At 39.8% G+C, this 20,511-nt stretch carries 18 protein-coding genes; 11 read left to right on the top strand and 7 right to left on the bottom strand.

What is annotated here, in order from left to right; translation table 11 throughout:
* The first annotated feature begins 611 nt into the window (after positions 1-611).
* From QSE00_RS09430 to QSE00_RS09405, 6 genes are all read left to right on the top strand, one after another.
* Positions 612-2,051, top strand: a complete 1,440-nt coding sequence (locus tag QSE00_RS09430) for a S41 family peptidase (protein ID WP_286105744.1) — start codon at positions 612-614, stop codon at positions 2,049-2,051.
* A 111-nt stretch (positions 2,052-2,162) separates the two neighbouring features.
* Entirely contained in the window at positions 2,163-2,621 is a 459-nt protein-coding gene (locus QSE00_RS09425) for a GNAT family N-acetyltransferase (RefSeq protein ID WP_286105743.1), read from the top strand.
* Positions 2,622-3,629: 1,008 nt separating this feature from the next.
* On the top strand, positions 3,630-4,475 hold the full coding sequence (locus QSE00_RS09420; protein WP_286105742.1) for an alpha/beta hydrolase: 846 nt from the start codon (positions 3,630-3,632) through the stop codon (positions 4,473-4,475).
* Positions 4,476-4,510: 35 nt separating this feature from the next.
* Positions 4,511-4,837: a DMT family transporter gene (locus QSE00_RS09415; RefSeq protein ID WP_110356035.1), complete on the top strand. Its 327-nt coding sequence runs from the start codon at positions 4,511-4,513 to the stop codon at positions 4,835-4,837.
* Between the two features lie 317 nt (positions 4,838-5,154).
* The gene (locus tag QSE00_RS09410; RefSeq protein WP_286105741.1) at positions 5,155-6,555 is read left to right on the top strand and encodes an exonuclease domain-containing protein; all 1,401 of its coding nucleotides are present in this window, start codon (positions 5,155-5,157) and stop codon (positions 6,553-6,555) included.
* Positions 6,556-6,656: 101 nt separating this feature from the next.
* Positions 6,657-7,322, top strand: coding sequence for a ferredoxin reductase domain-containing protein (locus QSE00_RS09405; protein WP_286105740.1), 666 nt, complete (start codon positions 6,657-6,659; stop codon positions 7,320-7,322).
* Between the two features lie 127 nt (positions 7,323-7,449).
* Here QSE00_RS09405 and QSE00_RS09400 read toward each other — a convergent pair whose 3' ends face one another.
* The 3 genes from QSE00_RS09400 to QSE00_RS09390 all read right to left on the bottom strand — a co-directional run bounded on the left by QSE00_RS09400 (position 7,450) and on the right by QSE00_RS09390 (position 10,180).
* Positions 7,450-8,808 (bottom strand): hypothetical protein, encoded by a 1,359-nt coding sequence (locus tag QSE00_RS09400; protein WP_110356032.1) that lies wholly within the window; start codon positions 8,806-8,808, stop codon positions 7,450-7,452.
* A gap of 68 nt (positions 8,809-8,876) precedes the next feature.
* The gene (folE, locus tag QSE00_RS09395) at positions 8,877-9,512 is read right to left on the bottom strand and encodes a GTP cyclohydrolase I FolE (RefSeq protein WP_286105739.1); all 636 of its coding nucleotides are present in this window, start codon (positions 9,510-9,512) and stop codon (positions 8,877-8,879) included.
* 2 nt (positions 9,513-9,514) lie between these two features.
* Positions 9,515-10,180, bottom strand: coding sequence for an FAD-binding oxidoreductase (locus QSE00_RS09390; protein ID WP_286105738.1), 666 nt, complete (start codon positions 10,178-10,180; stop codon positions 9,515-9,517).
* Between the two features lie 203 nt (positions 10,181-10,383).
* Between QSE00_RS09390 and QSE00_RS09385 the strand changes: the two genes are divergently transcribed.
* Positions 10,384-11,073 (top strand): RNA polymerase sigma factor, encoded by a 690-nt coding sequence (locus tag QSE00_RS09385; protein WP_258364814.1) that lies wholly within the window; start codon positions 10,384-10,386, stop codon positions 11,071-11,073.
* 90 nt (positions 11,074-11,163) lie between these two features.
* Positions 11,164-11,532 carry a hypothetical protein gene (locus tag QSE00_RS09380; RefSeq protein WP_110356029.1) on the top strand — a complete coding sequence of 123 codons (369 nt, stop codon included), beginning with the start codon at positions 11,164-11,166 and terminating at the stop codon, positions 11,530-11,532.
* Positions 11,533-11,909: 377 nt separating this feature from the next.
* Here the strand turns inward: QSE00_RS09380 and QSE00_RS09375 are convergent, their stop codons facing one another.
* The 4 genes from QSE00_RS09375 to QSE00_RS09360 all read right to left on the bottom strand — a co-directional run bounded on the left by QSE00_RS09375 (position 11,910) and on the right by QSE00_RS09360 (position 16,678).
* Complete coding sequence (locus QSE00_RS09375; RefSeq protein WP_286105737.1) at positions 11,910-13,031, bottom strand: ThuA domain-containing protein; 1,122 nt, start codon at positions 13,029-13,031, stop codon at positions 11,910-11,912.
* A 51-nt stretch (positions 13,032-13,082) separates the two neighbouring features.
* Positions 13,083-13,925: a sugar phosphate isomerase/epimerase family protein gene (locus QSE00_RS09370; RefSeq protein ID WP_286105736.1), complete on the bottom strand. Its 843-nt coding sequence runs from the start codon at positions 13,923-13,925 to the stop codon at positions 13,083-13,085.
* Between the two features lie 133 nt (positions 13,926-14,058).
* Positions 14,059-15,303 carry an MFS transporter gene (locus tag QSE00_RS09365; RefSeq protein ID WP_110356027.1) on the bottom strand — a complete coding sequence of 415 codons (1,245 nt, stop codon included), beginning with the start codon at positions 15,301-15,303 and terminating at the stop codon, positions 14,059-14,061.
* Positions 15,304-15,793: 490 nt separating this feature from the next.
* Positions 15,794-16,678 carry an AraC family transcriptional regulator gene (locus tag QSE00_RS09360; protein WP_110356026.1) on the bottom strand — a complete coding sequence of 295 codons (885 nt, stop codon included), beginning with the start codon at positions 16,676-16,678 and terminating at the stop codon, positions 15,794-15,796.
* 309 nt (positions 16,679-16,987) lie between these two features.
* Here QSE00_RS09360 and QSE00_RS09355 point away from each other — a divergent pair, with 309 nt between their 5' ends.
* From QSE00_RS09355 to QSE00_RS09345, 3 genes are all read left to right on the top strand, one after another.
* Entirely contained in the window at positions 16,988-18,181 is a 1,194-nt protein-coding gene (locus QSE00_RS09355) for a ThuA domain-containing protein (protein ID WP_286105735.1), read from the top strand.
* A gap of 23 nt (positions 18,182-18,204) precedes the next feature.
* Positions 18,205-19,254 (top strand): sugar phosphate isomerase/epimerase family protein, encoded by a 1,050-nt coding sequence (locus tag QSE00_RS09350; protein WP_110356025.1) that lies wholly within the window; start codon positions 18,205-18,207, stop codon positions 19,252-19,254.
* A 64-nt stretch (positions 19,255-19,318) separates the two neighbouring features.
* Complete coding sequence (locus tag QSE00_RS09345) at positions 19,319-20,479, top strand: Gfo/Idh/MocA family protein (RefSeq protein ID WP_110356024.1); 1,161 nt, start codon at positions 19,319-19,321, stop codon at positions 20,477-20,479.
* Positions 20,480-20,511 lie beyond the last annotated feature (32 nt).

The raw sequence follows: 20,511 nt of genomic DNA, 5'->3' as shown, positions 1-20,511 counted from the left end.
ATAGAAAGGTAACCCCAAGCTCAATTAAAAAGTTGATAAGAATTTGAAATAATGTAAGCATGATTGTTTTTGTTTAATCGATTTTATTAGTGAAACTCAATTTTGAGAAGTCGGTAAGACACACTTAAAATTGCAAGTTGAACTAATCCCGCCTTTTTTGGCGGGATCTAGGTTCAATACCTCTACCCTAGGGTCGATTCCTATTATTGGGTTCAGGGCCTGCCTTTGTCGGCAGACAGGCTTGCCCTGAGGTTTAATACCTTTTATTGATTGATGAATAACTCCATTTTTATTTTATTGATTCAAGGACCATTTTATTCAAGGATTTAATTGAGTTCCCTACCTGAAATTTAAATGGTAAACAACAGTACAAATATAGTTTTGGTTGGTCGTCCTTGAAATAGCATAAACATGTGAAAAATTCCCCATTGGTACATATAGTAAATGGGTCACTTTTAATGCGCTCGTGAAAATCTGGGTAATACATAGGGTTTCTCATAAAATATCACATTCTTATGTGATTGTTGGGTATGACGGATCCTGTGATCTTTGCTTTTAGATAATGCTTTTACCAAATATAGAGGTAAGGGATTGGTTAATTATTTAAAGCTATGGAACCAAAATTATTATGGCATTTGGTGCTCTTTATGACCCAAATTATAGGTGCCCCAGTGGTGGATGCCCAAAGCGCCATGGATCCCCCACAATTAAAGGAAGACTTTGAACTTTTCAGGACGGCCTTGGAGGAGGCCCATCCCGGTATTTACCGGTATGAACCCAAATCATCAATGGATTCAGGCTTTGAGACAATTTTTAAGGAACTTGATCAACCACTTAGCCAACAGGAGTTTTATAAATTATTGAACCCTATATTGGCAAAAATTGGATGTGGCCACACCAAGTTAATACCTTCGGAGGACGAGGAATTTATGTATTATTACAATACGGCAGCCCTATTTCCTTTAAAACTTTTTCTAGAGAATAACAGGGCCTATGTTCACTATAGCTATGATTCTAACATTACATTGGAGCCAGGTACCGAAATTACAGCCATTAATGGAATAGCTATGGAGGAGATAATTGATGGCTTAATGAACAATCTGTTTTCTGACGGGCGCAATCAAACCTTCAAGTATCATGAGCTTAACAGGTATTTTAATGCCTTATTTTCCAATTTCTATTTGGAGGAGGGCAAATCCCACAGCCATTTTGATATCACCTATATGCGGCGAGGGAGGAAGGTCAAAATGAAGTTGCCTACGGTTCCCGTTCAAAAGGTAATGGAAAGGGATACTGCCCAATATAACAACTTACCCTATCAATTGGAATTTAAGAATGCGAAGACGGCCGTTTTGACCATACGTACCTTCTGGCCAGATGAAAGGAAATATAATTTTGAAAACTTTCTAAAGCAATCATTTACGGACATCAACACCAAAAATATTCAAAATTTGATCTTGGATTTGAGAGGCAACGAAGGGGGGAAGGATGCCTATGGGGCACTATTGTTGTCCTATTTGGTAAATGCCCAATTTAGGTATTATGACAAATTGGTAGTGGCAACCAATGAAAGGTTTTCATTTGTAGACCACGCACAACTACCGGATGGATATGAGCAGTTAAGGACAATGATAACCCAAACTGCAGACGGGGAGTTCCGTTGGGAGCACAATGTAAACCTGCAGCTACAAATACCACAAGAGTATCCTTTTATGGGTCAGGTATATGTACTAATAGACGGAGCCAGTTTTTCAGTAACTTCTGAGTTCTGCGCCGTGGCAAACGATCTGGATAGGGTCAGTTTCATTGGGGAGGAAACAGGAGGTGGATATTATGGGAATAATAGTGGAGCCTTTGCCATAGTTACGCTCCCGAACTCCAAGATGAAATTGGGGATTCCTTTAATGTCCTATTACACAGCAGTAAAAGATAATCAATTTACAGATAGAGGAATTGTTCCTCATTACCAAGTGCAACCTACAATAAAGGGGATTTTATCTGGTAAGGACGAAATTATGGAACAGACCATGAAAATCATCCATAAAGGATAAGTGCGGTACCTGCTGGGAAACAATATAGAAATTTAATAAAGTATGCTAGCTAATATGGTCATAGAAACAGTTAATTTGAGGTTGGTTCCGTGTAATGCCCAAATGCTTAAAATGGCAATTAAGGGAAATAAACAACTTTCTAACCTTTTAGGAGTGTCCCTAGCGGAGCAGTGGACTGCATTTGGGGTAGATGCTTTGCAGTATGCTCTGGACCAAATTTTAGACAGGCCAGGGGAATTGGGGTGGTGGACCTATTTTCCAATTCATAAATTGGATAATATGCTGATTGGAAGTGGTGGATTTAAGGGAAGTCCAACTAAGGAAGGTAGTGTTGAATTGGGTTATGAAATTGCTCCGAAATATAATAACAGGGGGCTGGCTACTGAAATGGCAAGTGGATTAATTTTGAAGGCGTTTACGGATAATCGGGTCAAATCAATTTTGGCACATACCTTGGGTCAATCAAATGCATCCACAGTAGTTTTAACAAAATGTGGTTTTACTAAAATAGAAGAAGTTGAAAGCTGTGAAGATGGCCTTATTTGGAAATGGGAGTTAATGAGGCCTTAATTAATAGATGTGGCCGTTACTTTTTGCTAAGAGCCAATTTCTAAATGAAAAATATCTCCTTTAGTTTTAAATTTACCTTATGGAAAAAAGAAATTTGGTCTTTATAGCCACTAGCTTGGACGGTTATATCGCTGAAGGGAATGGTCCTTTGTATTGCTGCTATTCCCAATCCCGACCAATCGGATGTGGGCTTATATGAATTTATTAGTGAAACTCAATTTTGAGAAGTCAGTAAGACGCACTGAAAATTGCAAGTTGAACTAATCCCGCCTTTTTCGGCGGGATCTAGGTTCAATACCTCGCCCCTAGGGTTGATTCCTATTATTGGGTTCAGGGCCTGCCTTTGTCGGCAGACAGGCTTGCCCTGAGGGTTAATACCTTTTTTATCCCAAGGGGATGCCTTGGTGATGGCTGTAAAACGTATGAAACAGTCTGTGGTTTTGGAGGGGGTTGGCCTTACGCCAAGCCCAATTTTATAGTGATCGGCACTTTGGAAGTATTAGTCGAGGAGTATAGGGGCAAAGCCTAATTGGACAAAGGGAATTTAGCGGAAACCTTGGTGAAAAGACATAAAAGGGGATACCATAGGCCCTATTTAGATGGGGGGATAACCATCCAGAACACTTAAAGAAGATCTCATTGATGAAATGATCATTACGACCATTCCTATAGTCTTGGATGGGGGGAAGTAGGTTGTTTTTCAAACTTCCCACAGAATGGGAATTTACTTGGGTAGCTTCAAAGGTCTTTTTGAATTAGGTGGTTCAAAATCATTACCAGTGCAAGGGATAGATTATGGCACCTAATTCTATCAATATTGCTGAAAATTTTAAATTTATTTTTAAAGATACCTTTTTCTGCGCTCAGGGGTGTTACTGGATTTTTTTTAAGGATTTTAAGCTGAGGTAGAATATACCGTGAAGATGTTTTGAGGTTTTCCTATCTTAGGACCATAAATTCAATTATTGAATGTGGCTGTTGCAAGGCAGCTTTCCTAAAAAATCGTAAATGCGTTTAAAATTATTTATTGTCTTAATAATTGGTACCCTATTCAGTACCCAAATGTGTAATTCCCAAGAAGAAATTCTTTATAAAAAAGTGGATACGACCCATTTGTTTTTGGAAGTACATTATCCGCCCAATATGGATTCTTCCAAAAATTATCCGGCCATGGTCTTCTTTTTTGGAGGGGGTTGGGTAGGGGGGAAAAGATCCCAATTCTTGAATCAGGCCAAATATTTTGCCAGAAGGGGCATGGTTTGTTTTTTAGCGGACTATCGTACCTCAAAAATAAATGGAACAACTCCCTTCGAATCCTTGAAGGATGCCAAATCGGCTGTTAGATTTATAAGAAAAAATGCCAAAATATTCCATATAGACAGCACCAGGATTATTGCTTCCGGTGGGTCTGCAGGCGGACACTTAGCGGCCGCAACGGCTTTTATTGAAGGGTACAATGATTCTGCCGATGACACCTCCATTAATTCCATTCCCAATGCCTTGGTGCTTTTTAACCCCGTAGTGGATAATGGTCCAGGGGGGTATGGGTACGAAAGGATAGGGGATGCATATAAAGATTTTTCGCCTCTCCACAATATTAAAAAGGGGGCTCCCCCAACCATCATCTTCCAGGGAACCAAGGACCACTTGATTCCAGTGGTGACAGCTGAGTATTTTAAAATGGTCATGGAAAAAGTGGAAAGTAGGTGCGATCTTAAATTGTACGAAGGGGAAGGGCATGGATTTTTTAATTATGCCAATCAGAAAGCCTACAAAAGTACTGTTGCCGAAGCAGATCAATTTTTGGTGTCCTTAGGGTATTTAATGAAGGAACCAATAATAAATATTGACTAATAGATAATTTTAGATCAGAGAACTAAAGGATATTTATGAATTGGATTTTTTTAATCATTGCAGGCCTTTTTGAAGTGGCTTTTGCAGCCTGTCTTGGAAAGGCCAAAGAGTCTACCGGCGCAGAAGCGACTTATTGGTACATTGGTTTTTTGCTTTGTTTGGCTATTAGTATGCTGCTGTTGGTGAGGGCAACACGCGAATTGCCAATAGGTACCGCCTATGCCGTATGGACGGGAATTGGGGCGGTAGGGACCGTATTGGTGGGTATTCTGGTATTTAAAGAGCCGGCCACCTTTTGGAGGATTTTCTTTATTACAACCTTAATATGTTCCATTATTGGACTGAAGTTTGTTTCCAATTAATACCAAGGGTATTACCTATCTAGAACAGGAACCTTACTTTGGACCCGTAAATTTGTTTGTTTTTTTAAATGGATCCATCGAATCGGCTTTTCACAATTTAATAGATACACACTCATAGCGGGCTATTTTTTTGTTGTCGATATATTCTGTATTCAGAAATTCGAATAGGGGGTTAGCACCTTTTTTAATCATCTGTCCACTCGGCAACCTAACGAGGACCAAGAACCAATTAATTAAATCGAAAATGTTAAATACAAGAAAAGCCATCCTATTGGGTTATTCTTTTTTAATTTTATACTCCAAAATTGTTATAGTTAGTGTACGCCATAATTGAAACAGAAACTACCGGATTGCGGGGAGAGGATAATAAGATTACCGAAATCTGCATCCTTATTCACGATGGCGAAAAGATAATAAAGGAATTTTCTTCTTTGGTAAATCCCGAAGTTTCCATTAAATATAGGGTGTCGCGTCGCAATGGTATCAATAATGATAAGGTGCGGAGCGCCCCCAAATTCTATGAATTGGCCAAAGAAATTGTAGAACTTACCAAGGACTGTATTTTTATTTCCCACCATGTAAATTTCAATTTCAACGGTATAAAAAATGAGTTGGCATCACTAGGAGCTATATACAAACGCAAAAAAATATCGACGCTTAAATTGTCCCGTAAACTAATTCCTGGACAACAAAGCTATAGTTTAGGGGCTATGTGCAATCATTTAGGAATTAATGTAGGTCATGTACAAAGCGCATTGGATAAAGCAAAAGCCACGGTTGGATTATTGGAAAAGCTTTGGGATTTGGACACCAATGGTGTATTTAATTTCATGTTGGGTCAAAAATCCGGAGATTCGGGAATACCGCCTCTTTGGCCCAAATCCGTAGTGGCCGCCCTTCCCAATATTACCGGGGTGTATTATTTTAAGAATGCGGAGGGAAAGATTATTTATGTGGGCAAGGCCAAGGATATTAAACAACGGGTATTGAGCCATGTCTATAGTAAGGCGCATAAAGAAATGCGGCTTTGTTTTGAAACAGTGCACATAGACTATACCCATACGGGCAGCGAATTGGTAGCCCTGTTATTGGAGTCGGATGAAATAAAAAAACACCTCCCTAAATTCAATCGGGCGCAAAAGCGGATCGGTTATAGGTATGGGATAGGGGCAAAAATGGACAAAAACGGAATTACAAATCTATTTTATGATCGATTGGGCAAACTAAAATCGCCATTGGTCTGTTTTTACAACCAAGGGGAGTGTAGGTCATTTTTGGAGGAATTGTGCGAAACTTATGAACTGTGTTCCCTACATTGTAATTTACAGCAGATTTCAGGTGTCTGTTTTCATTTTCACATTAAAAAGTGTCATGGTATTTGTCTGGATATGGAACCGGCGGAATCTTACAATAAGCGGGTGGAAAAAGCCTTGATGCCATTAACTGAAGATAAAAATACCTATTTGATTAAAGCAGAGGGAAGAAACATGAATGAGAAATCGGTTATTATGGTGGAAAAAGGGGTATACAAGGGGTTTGGATTTTTGCCCAAGAAAATAAAGATGAAGGGCTTCAAGGAATATGATAAGTATATTACTCCCATGGCCGATAACAACGACGTGCAAAAAATACTTAAAAGATATTTAAGGAGAGGGGATGGGAAGTTGGTACTTATTGACTATTACCAAAAGGTAGCTGCCAATAACGAAAATCCTTAATCTACGGATTCACAAGTGGAAATGTAACCAGAAAGACTTCTTTTCATCAAAATAAGGTAACTACTTATTTTTAGAAGTTGGGCTTTACATTTCCTTATAGCGTGAAAATTTTAGAAAAAAAATATCTCAACCATAACGTAATCCGTTTTTGCGTTCAAAAGCCATATGGATATGTCCATAAGCCTGGACAGGCCATAGAACTAAGTATAGCAAAGCCTGGATATGAACTTGCGATTGCCCCCTTTACTATAACCAGCCTTAGTAGTGATCCTCACTTGGAACTGATCGTAAAGATTAACCAAGAGGTGGACAGCCTTACCTATGGTATGTCTACATTAAAGATTGGGGAAACCTTGCAAATTACTGAACCATGGGATTCCTATAATTACAAAGGTCGCGGAGTTTTCATTGCAGCAGGCACAGGAATAACCCCTTTTTTACCTATTTTAAAAGAACTTGAAGCCAAAGGTGAGGATCTGCTAAAAGAACATGTTTTACTATATGGCAATCGGACTAAGGAAGATATCTTGTTTTATGGGAAATTGAAGAAGGTTTTGGGAAGGAATTGCATCCATATCCTTAGTAGGTCAAAATCTCCAAATTCCATTTATGGCAGGATCAATATGGATATCTTAAAAAAAAATATCAAGGATCTACATCAGCAATTCTATATTTGTGGGCCCAGATTGTTCGAGAAGGACATTAGCAAACAGCTAATTGCCATAGGTGTTAAAAAAAGATACATCCAAACAGGTAATAAGTTCTAAACCCTAGGAAAATTTATATAAGCGGTTCATATCTACTTATAAAAAAAATGCCCATCAACATATAGGATTAATCCGAATGTCATGGGCATTTTCAACACTAGCCAATAAGTAAAAAGAGCAACTAAAACTATATTGATTTTAAATATTCCTCTAAATCGGTTTTATCTTGAGCGGTTAAATCCAATTGAAAGTGGGTATCATAATGGTTAATGACGTCGTTGAGGGTCGCAAATCTACCGTCGTGATAAAATCCACCCTGCATTCTGGCAAAGAGTCCTCTAAGCGGAGTTGTTCTATACAATCCAGTGGGCGATCTTTTTGCCTCAAAGTCGTCTATACCAATTTCCTCTGCGCTATGAAGGTTATATCCGGCATCGGTAAATATGGGGGCTATGTGGCAGCTGGCACAATTTGCTTTGCCATCGAACAATTCTTTGCCTCTTGCTGCGGCCGTGGCATCGTAGCTCCCCTCCGGAGGTGTTGGTGCTGTTAGCGAGAGCTGATAGGCCTGTAAACCTGGAAGCTTGGAAGTTATCAAATCTTGGTCGTTCACAATGTTTCCAAAATTGTTTTCTGCAGCTATTGGGAATTGGGGAGCATTATCCAGTCTAGAGTCGGTAAAGCTACCTTGACCGTGCATTTCCAAGTTGGCTACAAAGGCATTCCAATAAACCATGTCTCCCCATCCAGTATAGGTTGCTAGGTTTACACCTTGCAGTCCATATGCGGCTGGTAGTAGGTTGGCAGCAATACTTCCGTCCGGACGTAGTGCTTTACCGTCTACAAAAAGTCCTGCATTGAATTTTCCAGGTCCCCATCCATTAAGTACAGTTTCTACGGTGGGTTCATCTACATGAAGTAAATCCGCCAAGAATTTCTTGTTGTCGGTTAAATTTACAATACCTCCTACGTTAAGGTCCCTATTGGGATAACCGTCCAGACGTTTTCCTATACCATCGGTAAATGAGTTGTCTACCGTTGAATGGCACAATGCACAATTGATTCCCACTGCCGTCATAGTACCGTTATCATCAAAGGTTCCTTTAACCCCCACAACAGCGTTCAATTGAAGCAGTGCAATGGTGGTTGCCGGATCATTAAGATCTACTTGGTCTGCCTGAATTGCCGCTACCAATTCTGCAGGTAAGGCCTCGGAGTCTACTTTTAATCCTACTCCCAAAGCGGTAGCAGGACTAACCCCATCCCCGTAACCGCCATTGGCTTCTCCAAGTATGGCCTTGTCCAAATGCAAAATTCCGCTCCAAAAGGCTTCATCCCCAAAGGTGTCATATCTAAAGATTTGTTTCCCCTCAGCTACCAATGCAGGGTCAAGATGAAGGGCCAAGGTGTCCGTTCTGGTTTCTATAATAGTGTCGTTTACTATTTCCGTAATAGTTTCGGTTATGGTTTCTGTCTTGGTACAACTGATAAGGATATTGAGGGTTATCAGTAGGCTTAGTAATTTGAATGAATAAAGTGCTTTCATTTGTCGTTATTTAATTGTTTTACATTTGGATGTAGAAAGCACTTCAGGGTTACAAAAAAAAGAAAAGTTCAATGGGTAATGGATTTAAGATATTGATTTTGAACCTTGCCTTTACGGAATTTTCCCGAAAAAAAGTTGGTATTGGTAAGGCTATTGGTATCGCTTACACCTCTCGATGCCACACATAAATGCTTTGCTTCTATTGAAATGGCAATGTCATCGGTATGCAGTAAATTCATTAGCACGGTTCCCAATTCCATAGTTAATTTTTCTTGTACGTGCGGTTTACTGGCAATAAATTGAACGATTCTATTAATTTTGGAAAGTCCAATTACGCGATTCGTTGGGTAGTAGGCAATGCTTACTTTACCAAAAAAAGGTACAAAATGATGCTCACAATAGGAGTAAAGCGTTATGTCCTTGATCAGGATCATTTCATCGTATTTGTAGTGGTTCCCGAAAAATGATATTTTGGGAAAATTGGATTCGTCCAGGCCTTTAAAGGCTTCATTAATATACAATTTGGCCACCCTTTCAGGGGTATCCCGCAAACCAGGGTCTTCTAGATTGAGCTCCAAGGTTTCCATGATCTTTCTAAAATGAAAGGCTATGGTAGCAATTTTATCCAATTTATCGTCTGAAATATTTATTGGTACTTGGTCTTGAATTTCTGCCGACAAATTTACTCTTCCGTTTGTTTCCATGTTTAATAGCCTGTTTGTATGTTTTTCTTTTTAGCGCCGGATCTAAGGAGTTCTTTTTTCACACTTTCCATAAAGGCATTAGGTCCACAGACATAGAAATGTTGACCGAACCCCTCAACTTTCGACTGTAGGTAGTTGTAATCAATGATGCCGTAATCGAAATCAGTTGTTTTCTCTTCACTTAGGATAATGTGTAAATGGCTCTTGAATTGGTCGGTTAGTTCCTCATGAAGAATTATATCCCCAACACTACGATTGGCATATATCAACCCGTGATTTTTCAATTGTCTGTTTTTATTTAAATCCCGGAACATTGGAATGAATGGAGTTATGCCCGAACCGGCGGCAATAAAGCAGCCCTTTCCTTGGTATTCATAGGAATCCCAGGAGCTGGTGATAATCATGGAATCTTTTGGGTTTATTTTGGACAGAGCTTCCGTTAGGCCATGATGCTTGGGGTATATTTTAATGATAAGCTTTAATTGATCTTCCTCTGGTAAGCTTACAAGGGTAAAAGGGGCATACTGACTTCTGTATTGTGGAGTGTTCAGGGTGAGTTCAATGGCTTGTCCGATTTTGTGGGTAAATCCTTCAGGCTTTTCAAAAACCAACAATATTACATTATGTGTTAACCAGGATTTTTCTAGAATTTTAACTGTATAGTTCACAATTGAATTTATTTAAGGGATTAAAATATTTTATAAAAGCACTATTTTGTATATTGTAATAACATGATTATCTGTGTGTTATGTTTTTTTTGAAACTTGTGTTTAAGGATAATTACCGTATGATTTGATGTGAAATATGAGATTGGGTTACAAAATTTTGTAACCTTTTTTACCACTTGGCATCCAATACTTAAACAATGATAATGGACAACTGTAAACCCATAAAAATGATGGATATGTCTTCACAGCTAACTATGGCAGATTACATGGTGGTTCAGAAGGTACTGGAAGGAAATACTGAGTTATTTGAAATTCTTTTAAGGCGCTATAATGAACTGCTGTATAGAACAATAAGGAGTTATTTGGACAGGCCCTCGGATATAGATGATGTAATGCAGGATACTTATATTAAGGCGTTCCAAAAATTATTTCAGTTTAAAAATGAGTCTTTGTTTTCCACTTGGTTAATACGGATAGGAATAAATGAGGCGCTGCAGAGAAAAAGAAAGTCCAAGAAGTATCACATGTTGGATATCGGTAACGAAAAAGGTATCGATCAAATTGCTGATATATCTATTATGAATCCTGAAAGAAAAACTATGTATGCGGAATCGGTACAAATTGTTGAAAAGGCAATAGACCTTCTACCAGAGAAATATAAGATCGTATATATGCTGAAAGAAGTTCAAGAGTTGGGGATTTCTGAAATCTCGGATAGCCTGGGATTAAGCAATAGCAATGTGAAAGTGAGGCTTCACCGGGCCAGGAACATGATGAAAGATACGATTATGAAGTTTGCCGATGCCAAAAATGCCTTTGAGTTTGGTAATTCCAAATGCGATCGCCTAGTGGATCAGGTAATGGCAAAGATTCAAAAACTTAGGGGGCATTAAAACAATTGACATGGGGGAGATTTACCAACATTTTTGTAACCCCAGCCGTGTTCTTACATCTAAAGGGCATAATATTAAAATAATAGAATTATGAATGCAAATGCACAATTTGTTAGTAGCATGCTGAAGTTTACGTTTGGATTGGTTCCTATAATTGCCGGTTTGGATAAGTTTACCAACATTCTGGTGGATTGGACAATATATTCCTCGTCTGGAATGGTAAGTTTATTGCCTTTCGATGCAAATACTTTTATGGGAATTGTTGGGGTAATTGAAATAGGTGCCGGAATTTTGGTTTTGGTGAAACCTTTTATAGGGGCTATGGTCGTTTCGGCCTGGTTGGTCCTTATAGCTTTGACACTTATATTTGGAGGTCAATATTTGGATGTGGCGGTTAGGGACGTGGTTATGGCGATCGGCGCATTTTCCCTTGCTAAATTATCCAAAAGTGGGGCTTAACAGGTTCTGCAGAATGTTTTATCAAGATTGGCCATAAAAGGCTCAATATATATCCCCTAGTTGTATACAACTAGGGGATTTTTTTGAATCGTTTTCTTTGTAAAGGATCGCGATCATAACATCATAAGTCTATTGTAGACTTCAACGTTCTCATTAAGAGTCTTTAATATTTTTTGCCGATCGGAGTTCCCTAAATAATAAAACACCAGAGTTATTTAAACCGGTGTAATATTATAGCTAGGTTATAAACGGAAAGCTTCAATTGATAAATATTCCAATATGAAATGGAAATATTTGTGACATTGTTGATGCATTATAAAAAAAAGCCAATAGAATATGTTCTATTGGCTTGGTAAAGATTGGTTGGTTAATTGGTATTATTTAAAGTCGGATACTTTTAATTGTTTTTCATCCCAGTATTCATCTGTCCTGAATTCATAGGTGGTAGGATTATAGGAACCTACCAATTCTACCTTGGTTTTGGTAGGTACTGGTAGATCCAGTGTCCAATATACGGCATTTACGACTAATCTCCGTGTTCCTTCAATTGTGAAATCTACTGCGGAAAAGGCGGTAGATGTAAAGGCTTTTCCTTTCTTTCCTCCTGGTACTTGATAGGTTTTTGTCCATGCCACAGGCATTAGGGGCGCACTAACATCCTTACCGGAATGGTTGGTTTTGGCAGCTTCGTCATCTGTTGGTCGCATTCCATAGAATATATCATTTTCGTCGAATTCGCCTTTTCTGTTCATTACCTTTCCATAAATTATTGGCTGGGAATCCCCGGACATCGGTAAGCTTACTTCATAAACATCGGCAGAGGCCCAAACATCCCCATCAGCGATACTATTTGTAATTCCAGTAGTTTTCCCTGCATCGGCTACAAAACCTTTGGTGCTTTGTTGTTTGTGGTGTCCGTGGTGGCTCACCCATTTTTCACCTAGAACAAGTTTGCCAAATCCACCGTGCCACTCCTCTATATCTCCTTTATAGGAGTTTCCGTAATGTTTGTAACTGGAGATATCTTCCTCTTTAAAATTAAAAGCATGTGTTGCCGTTCTTAGTCCAATGACTGGTTTACCTGCCATAAGATAATCATCAATATGTTTCATTTGATCATCGGGCAAGGCTCTGAACCTTGTAGAAATAATCATTAGGTCGGCACTGTCAAGGGCTTCCAATCCAGGTATGTTTTTTGCATAATTGGCATCTATAATCCCTGGGTGGGCCGGGTCTTGCGCGAACAACACCGTACAGTTAAAACCATGGTGCCGGGAAAGGATTTTTGCCAATTGCGGCAAGGATTCCTCGGAACGGTATTCTTCATCGCCCGAAATAAGGACTATGTGCTTTGCATTCTTATCACTACCTTCAAAATTAAGCCATTGTTGTGGGGTATCGGTTGTAGCCTCGGTTGCGGTTTCATTCGTTTTTGCCTCTTTTTGCTCTTTACAGGCAAACATTAAAATGCAAATAAGGATAGGTAATAGATTTTTCATTAAATTTTTTTTAATTAATTCATTCATATAGGATGTAAAGTACTGGATTAATTATTTAATCCCCATCCCTTCTTTTATCAAATTTAGACCTTTGGTGTAGATTTCTTCGGAAGGAGAATAATCCCGCCAAACATTAATGGCGTTTGCAAACTCTGGGATAATGGTACTAAAAGCCTCTATGGTAAGCCAACCGTCATATTTCACCTCCTTTAATGCCGAAAAGACGTCGTCCCAATGTACTTGCCCACTACCGGGAGTTCCCCTGTCGTTCTCGCTAATATGAACATGTTTTAAATGGGGGGCTATAGTCCTAATGGCTTCGGCCTGATTTTTTTCTTCTATATGGGCATGGTGTGTATCGAACATCGCGCCCAAATTGGGGTGGTTCACTTCCCTGACCATAGAGCCAAGATCGGCCATAGTGTTATACAGGTAACATTCAAATCTGTTTACGGCTTCTGGAGTTAGTACAATATTGGCTTTTTGGGCATATTCCGCCGCCTTATACAACATCTCATTGCTCCATTGTTTTTCTTGTAATGTGGGGGGTTGGCGAGTAAAAAAGGCAAAGGTGGAATGAAATGGCCCACATATTACTTCTACATTGGCCGCTTCGGCCATATCAATGGTCCACTTTAATCGCTCCAAACCTGCCTGCCTGGTCTTCTTGTCGGGACTTGCAATATTTTGCTCTGCAGACAAGGCACCTACTGCAGTGACGCCCATATTGATGCTAGAAAAATACTTGCCCAATTTTGTATAATGCTTTAGATCTCCGTCGCCCAAAAACAGCTCAATACCATCATATCCTGTGGTTTTTAATCTGTCAACTATGGGGTAATGTTCCTCTGTAACATGATTTGTCCACAGCAACATATTCATTCCAATTTTCATACGTATGGTCAATTAATTATAAAAAATAAATACCCTATCCGGATTCCTTTGGGTATGGCTTGCCTTAGGGAAGACCTCCTTTACCATACCCTAGAAATTGGTTATTGTTTTCTTGATTTTTGTTTAGTGGTGGCTAGGCTACGGCCTCCTGTCCTTGTTTTTTTGATGAGCGTACCCAAAACCAAAGTATGGTAAAGAGGACGATCAGGATAGCAGGGAAGGCGACCATGGTTCCCAAGGTGGCCTGTCCGGAAACAAGTTCCAATTCATCACCTGTCAATCCTGCAGCAGCAGCTTCGGCCTTATCAGAATCGATCCATCCACCAATTATAGGTTGGAATATAGATGAGGAAAACATACCTACGGCACCAATAATGGACAATCCCAAGGCTCCACTTTTTGGTATTTTGTCAGCAATAAAACCAATCATATTTGGCCAGAAATAGGCGATACCCAATGCAAAGAAGATGGCAGCAACATAAGCCATGGTTCCGGTTTGGGTACTAAAAAGATAAATTCCAATGGTGGCCAGTACAGCAGAACCCAAAAGGACTCCTGTTTGATCAAATTTGTGAACCACTTCTCCTCCAAAATAACGGGCAACAGCCATTAGTCCTGTAACCAGGGCCAATATAATCATGGGCTCGGCGCCACTCTTGGCCAAGATAAGTCCTACCCATTGCTGTGGGCCAAATTCCGAGATTGCCGTCAAAGACATACAAACAATCATAAAAATAAATAGAGGGGAAAGCATGGCTTTGAAATTACCACTAAGTGTGGCAGCCGCTTCAATTTTAGCTTTTGGCCAAGCTTGTCCAAAGTACAGATAGGCATATATCAAGGTCGGAATCATTATCACCCAAATTTGTGTTTCCCAGCTTAAGCCTGCATCGGTCATAAATTTGGATATAAGGCTACCTAATACAATACCTCCCGGAAACCACATGTGGAAACGGTTCATCATTCTACTCATCCTGGTTCCTGAATAGGCGTCCGCAATCATGGGGTTACAGGCAGCTTCGGTACAACCATTGCCAAGGCCTATCAATAGTGTTGAAATGAGTAAACCAACATAACTGCCAGAATAAATGGTTAAAATAATCCCTAGGGCATGGGCAAGGAAGGCAAATTGCATAATGGCCTTTCCACCTACCTTATGATAGATTAATCCTCCGATAACCATCGATATCGGAAAACCAAAAAACCACATGGAATTGATAAATCCTAGTTGTTCGGCACTCAAACTTAATTCTTCTCCCAACTGTGGAAGAATCCCTGCTCTAATACTAAAAGAAAATGCGGTCGTAATTAATGCGAAACAGCTACCGTAAAACAGTCTGTTCGCATTGGTTTTTTGTTGATCATTTGAATTTTCCATTGAATTTAATAGATTTTTAATTAGTTGGTGTATACTTTACTTTTTGATTTCAGCGTATAAGTTTAATCTCTTTTTTACAATAATCATAATTTATTTTTAATTGTTTTATTAAATAATGAATAATCCACTACCTATTTTATGCTTTTATAACCTGACCATTAAACCCTTGGTTCATGATGTATGCAAGACCCTAGCAACCCTAAAAATTTAAAAGCTGATAAATTTAAACTTTAAAGATTTTTAAAAGTCCCTATATCCTACTAAAAGATGACACTTTTTTGTCATTGGGTTATTTTGGTTTATTCTCTGTAAATAGGAGGTGTGTTGCACTGTTTTATATCTATAATATATAATGATGGATAATTTTGGCTGGTCAATACAAGAATTCCAATTTAATTTAGCTGGGATAAAATATGCTTATAATTTATAAAGATCATGTTTTACGTTAAAACCATCATTGTGGTAATCGCTCCAAAAGGAGATCTAACCACTAGGATATACTGGTCTTGATGTTCAGGAACAATTTTCGATACTCGTGGGGGCTCATTTGTACAATTGCCTTGAATTGCCTGTTAAAGTTTGATAAGGCATTAAAACCGCACTCGTAACTTATCTGTGAAATATTTAGATTATCCTCCAGTAATAGTTTTCTTGAATGACCTATTCTGATTTCATTTACGAAGCGGGTAAAAGTTTTGTTTGCCCGAGGTTTAAAATATCGGCAGAAGGAGGTTGTGGTCATATTGAGCATTTCCGCTATTTCCTCCAGCGAAATTTTGGTCTTAAAATTGGACATGACATAGTCGTAGACAATCCGCATTTTGTCTGCATCATCGCCCTTGAAAACATTGGTGTACCCCGGACTGGACAATAGGTGGTACTCTTCGCTATTGGCTAGGATATCTATGATTTCCAATAATTTTATAATTCTTCGAAATCCGTGTTCGTTGTTTATTTTAAGTAGAAGTTTGTTTATTTTATTGCGGGTTTCCCCATAAAATTCCATACCCCTTACCGAGTTTTCCACAAACTTGTTTACATTATAAAATTCTTCCTTGCTTAATAAGGATTCACTAAATAGATCGTGGTCAAAGTAAATTACCAAACCTCTAGTGGAGAGTTTGCTGTCCTTTTCAAAATAAGCGTCATCGCTTCGCCATAAATGTGGAAGGTTGGGGCCTGTAATTACCAGATCACCTTTTTCAAATGATTGTACGTGGTCCCCAACAAATCGTGTTCCTTTGCCTTCTGCAATTAACGATAATTGGTAGTCAGGGTGAAAATGCCAATTTGGATTAAAGTAGGGGCCAACAATATCCTTGAAAATAAAAGTTTCTTTCGTTGTTAGTGTTTTTTCGATATTAGGGGTACTCATAAATTTCCGGATTGTATTTTATTTGGGCTAATTTAAGACAAAAAAGTGTCATCTTTTAGTAAGATATAGGGAATATTCATGCCGATAGTATTTTAGATTTGTAGAGTTAAGTTTTTATTGTCAGATTTTATCGTGTTATATTTTAAGAATAGTGTATAAAAATTGATAATAAATTTAGATATTGATAAACAATATGGCCAACGTGCCCGCTGGTTATCCGTGGAACTTTTTAATTGGGGATTGCCACTAACCCAAGAAGGAGTGGCCTAGGAATAGTTCCTGCATCAAGTATTTAAGATTTGTAATATTATGTTGGAATCATTAATTTACGGGTATTCTGTTTATTGGAAGATTGCATGGAACGGTATATTGTCTATGGTTGTGGTCTGCATGTTGGTTTCATGTGAAGATAGGGGAAGTAAAACCACTACCATTTTGGATGCTGAACATTCCGTACATTTAGTGGCGCAAGCCATTATACCGGATTTGGGCAATAGTAGTAGCTTGATGATGGGGGAGGCGATTGATGCTAAGAGGAGTGCGGATGAGTATCGTATTACATACAAGGGAGAAAATGGTCCGGGCAAGGGCAAACATATTGTTTTTATTGCTACGGATCATGAATATAGGGGGGAAGAGACCTTACCGGCCTTGGCACGGATATTGGCCAAAAGATATGGTTTTAACTGTACGGTGGTATGGGCTTTGGACGATAGGGGCAATATATTACCAGGGGGGTCGGACCTCAAAGGACTCGATGTTCTTAAAGAAGCGGATCTAATGGTAATGTTTATGAGGTTTGCAAATTTTGAAGATGGGCAGATGCAATATATTGATGATTACCTAAATAGGGGAGGGGCTGTAATAGGATTGCGGACTTCTACCCACGCCTTTAAAAATGCCGATAATCCCAATTGGGGACATTATGATTATAAATATGATGGGGAAAAAGAGGCATGGCACGGTGGATTTGGTGAAGTGGTTTTAGGGGAAACTTGGGTAGGACACTATGGCAAAAACCATCAACAGGCTTCCAAACTTATTATAGAAGAAAGTAACAAGGAGCATCCCATTATGCGGGGAGTACAAAATGCCTGGGCACAGTGTGGAGGCTATAACGCCTACCCGCAAGGGAAGGACTTAAAGATATTGGCCAAGGGAAGGGTGTTGAACGGCATGACGCCAGAAGCAACACCGGATACTAGTAAGGACGAACTTCCAGTTGCCTGGGTTAGAACGTACCAGTTGGAAGGGGGTAGGCCCGGGAGGGCGTTTACAACTACCCATGGAGCCTCAGAAGATATCCTGAGTACGGGGTTTAGAAGAATGATCATAAACGCCTGTTTCTGGGGATTGGAAATGGAAGAAGATATTAAAGCGGATAATCCGATAGATTTTGTAGGGGGCTATGAGCCAACTACATTTAACTTTGAGGGTTATCAGAAAAATGTAAAGCCATCCGACCTGAAGGGGTGGGAATCGGTAATAATGCCAAGAAAATAATATTACGAATAAAAACTGTTGTTATGCCAGAAAACAATTACCCAAAACTCCACAACGCTTCGTGGCCCGGTGTGGTAGGGAAAGGACCTGATTCAGAGCCACCAATATCCATTGATACCATGATAGAGCTTACTGCCAATGCAGAGGTAGATGGAGTTAAATTTGACGGTTTTGACCTTTTTGCTGCGGATCCTCATTTGGATATCGATTCCAATGATGATGGTATTAAAAAATTGGCCGACAAGGCGAGATCCAAAAATCTTGAAATTGGAAGTTTGGTAGCCCCTGTATGGGCTGGAACCGGTGGTGGCTCTGCCATGGGCTCCAGGGAAGAACGCAACCAATTTGTAACCCAGGTCCGAAAGGCTTGTGTTATAGGTAAAAAACTGCGTGATTTGGGAATACGCCCCAATGGAATAATCAGAATAGATTCGTCCGTTGATCCACATAGTTGGGCGGCAGATCCCGTTGCCAATACAAAATTGATTGCACAAACCTTTCGCGAGGCATGTGACGTGGCCGCGGATTATGGGGAGTCTTTAGCTGCCGAAGGTGAAATTTGCTGGGGCGGGATGCACGGTTGGAAAACCATGGTGAACACCCTTGAAGCCGTGGATAGACCCAATATCGGATTTCAGGCCGATATGGCCCATACCTTGTTGTATCTTTTGGGATATAATAAGGAGGACGAAAGAATACTGCCCAAAGACTTCGATTGGAACGATCGGGCAACATTGACCGAAGGTCTTAAGACCGTTACGGCTGCACTTCGCCCATGGACAATTGATTTTCATGTGGCCCAAAATGATGGCACGGTGTTCGGGTCCGGATCCCATGATAAAACAGGTAGGCATTGCCAGGCTACGGATCCCAATGGAAAATTGGACATCGCTGTGGATGCTGGCCATTGGTTGCGTGACGAAAATGGCAACCTGACCAAAAAAATCCGACATATCTGTTGGGATGGGTGTATGTTCCCCAACGATGTTATGATGCAACCCAAAACTTGGAACGATATTTTAGGGGCCATGATCAAGGTACGTCAACAACATGGTTGGTACGAAGCGCCTTAAGATAATAGGCTGATTATACATTTGTTAAGCTGAATTTTTAATTAAAATAAAAAATAGAGTACACATGTCAAGTAAGAAAGAATTACGAATAGGATTGGTAGGTTACGGATTTATGGGAAGAACCCATTCCAATGGTTATCGTAGGGTAGGCAATTTTTTTCCCGAACTGGAATATCAGCCTGTATTAAAGGCAATTTGTGGGCGTAACTTGGAACGTACCCAGGCCTTTGCCGATCAATGGGGTTATGAGTCCGTTGAAACCGACTGGAGAAAGCTTATAGCTCGTACTGACATTGATGCCATAGATATTTGTACCCCCAACAATATGCATGCTGAAATTGCCATAGCAGCGGCAGAAGCCGGAAAAATGGTTTTGTGCGAAAAACCTTTGGCGCGTACTGTTGCGGAAGCCCAGCCAATGGTTGATGCGATTGAAAAGGCAGGAGTGCCCAATACCGTTTATTTCAATTATAGGAGATTGCCATCGGTAACCCTTGCGAAACAACTTATAGATGCAGGTAAACTGGGTAAAATATTTCATTATCGCGCCAATTTTTTACAGGATTGGACCATTAGTCCAGAACTCCCACAAGGTGGAGAGGGCTTGTGGCGCTTGGATAATGAGGCGGCTGGATCTGGTGTTACGGGAGATTTGCTGGCACATTGTATAGATACGGCCATGTGGTTAAATGGGGGGATCAAGGATGTTTCCGCCATGACCGAAACCTTTATTAAAGAAAGAGTACATACCGGTACCGGGGAAAAACAAAAGGTAACCATAGATGACGCCTGTTTGTTCCATTGTCATTTCGATAATGGCTCTTTGGGCCTTTTTGAATCCACACGATACGCTAGAGGGCACAAGGCTTTGTATACTTTTGAAATAAATGGGGAACATGCCTCCATAAAATGGAACTTACATGACTTAAGTCGCTTGGAATATTTTGATCATAGGGATGAATCACAGGAGAGAGGGTGGCGTTCCATCCATGTAACGGATGGTGATCACCCGTATATGGATAAATGGTGGGTGCCAGGACTGTCCATTGGCTATGAGCATAGCTTTGTACACCAAATAGCCGACTTTCTTAAAGCCCTACAGGAAGGAAAACCCTGTTCCCCTACGTTTAGGGAGGCGCAAGAAACACAGAAAGTTTGTGAGGCCGTTTTGGAATCGGCAAAAACAAAAAGTTGGAAAGACACCGGCGTTAATTGGAAATTTTAAACTTGTCTATAGAAGGGAAGTTCATGGTGTAA

Source organism: Arenibacter flavimaris (assembly GCF_030291335.1).
Lineage (GTDB): Bacteria > Bacteroidota > Bacteroidia > Flavobacteriales > Flavobacteriaceae > Arenibacter.
Note: the sequence above shows the minus strand (reverse complement) of the source record. Positions and strands in the feature narration are given on the sequence as shown.

What these genes read in the sequence shown, in the direction of transcription:
- QSE00_RS09350 (WP_110356025.1), top strand. Translation starts at nt 18,205, where the DNA reads ATGCCAGAAAACAATTACCCAAAACTCCACAACGCTTCGTGGCCCGGT.
- QSE00_RS09415 (WP_110356035.1), top strand. Translation starts at nt 4,511, where the DNA reads ATGAATTGGATTTTTTTAATCATTGCAGGCCTTTTTGAAGTGGCTTTT.
- QSE00_RS09380 (WP_110356029.1), top strand. Translation starts at nt 11,164, where the DNA reads ATGAATGCAAATGCACAATTTGTTAGTAGCATGCTGAAGTTTACGTTT.
- QSE00_RS09420 (WP_286105742.1), top strand. Translation starts at nt 3,630, where the DNA reads ATGCGTTTAAAATTATTTATTGTCTTAATAATTGGTACCCTATTCAGT.
- QSE00_RS09430 (WP_286105744.1), top strand. Translation starts at nt 612, where the DNA reads ATGGAACCAAAATTATTATGGCATTTGGTGCTCTTTATGACCCAAATT.
- QSE00_RS09365 (WP_110356027.1), bottom strand. Translation starts at nt 15,303, where the DNA reads ATGGAAAATTCAAATGATCAACAAAAAACCAATGCGAACAGACTGTTT.
- QSE00_RS09425 (WP_286105743.1), top strand. Translation starts at nt 2,163, where the DNA reads ATGGCAATTAAGGGAAATAAACAACTTTCTAACCTTTTAGGAGTGTCC.
- QSE00_RS09370 (WP_286105736.1), bottom strand. Translation starts at nt 13,925, where the DNA reads ATGAAAATTGGAATGAATATGTTGCTGTGGACAAATCATGTTACAGAG.
- QSE00_RS09385 (WP_258364814.1), top strand. Translation starts at nt 10,384, where the DNA reads ATGGACAACTGTAAACCCATAAAAATGATGGATATGTCTTCACAGCTA.
- QSE00_RS09355 (WP_286105735.1), top strand. Translation starts at nt 16,988, where the DNA reads ATGTTGGAATCATTAATTTACGGGTATTCTGTTTATTGGAAGATTGCA.
- QSE00_RS09345 (WP_110356024.1), top strand. Translation starts at nt 19,319, where the DNA reads ATGTCAAGTAAGAAAGAATTACGAATAGGATTGGTAGGTTACGGATTT.
- QSE00_RS09375 (WP_286105737.1), bottom strand. Translation starts at nt 13,031, where the DNA reads ATGAAAAATCTATTACCTATCCTTATTTGCATTTTAATGTTTGCCTGT.
- QSE00_RS09400 (WP_110356032.1), bottom strand. Translation starts at nt 8,808, where the DNA reads ATGAAAGCACTTTATTCATTCAAATTACTAAGCCTACTGATAACCCTC.
- folE (WP_286105739.1), bottom strand. Translation starts at nt 9,512, where the DNA reads ATGGAAACAAACGGAAGAGTAAATTTGTCGGCAGAAATTCAAGACCAA.
- QSE00_RS09360 (WP_110356026.1), bottom strand. Translation starts at nt 16,678, where the DNA reads ATGAGTACCCCTAATATCGAAAAAACACTAACAACGAAAGAAACTTTT.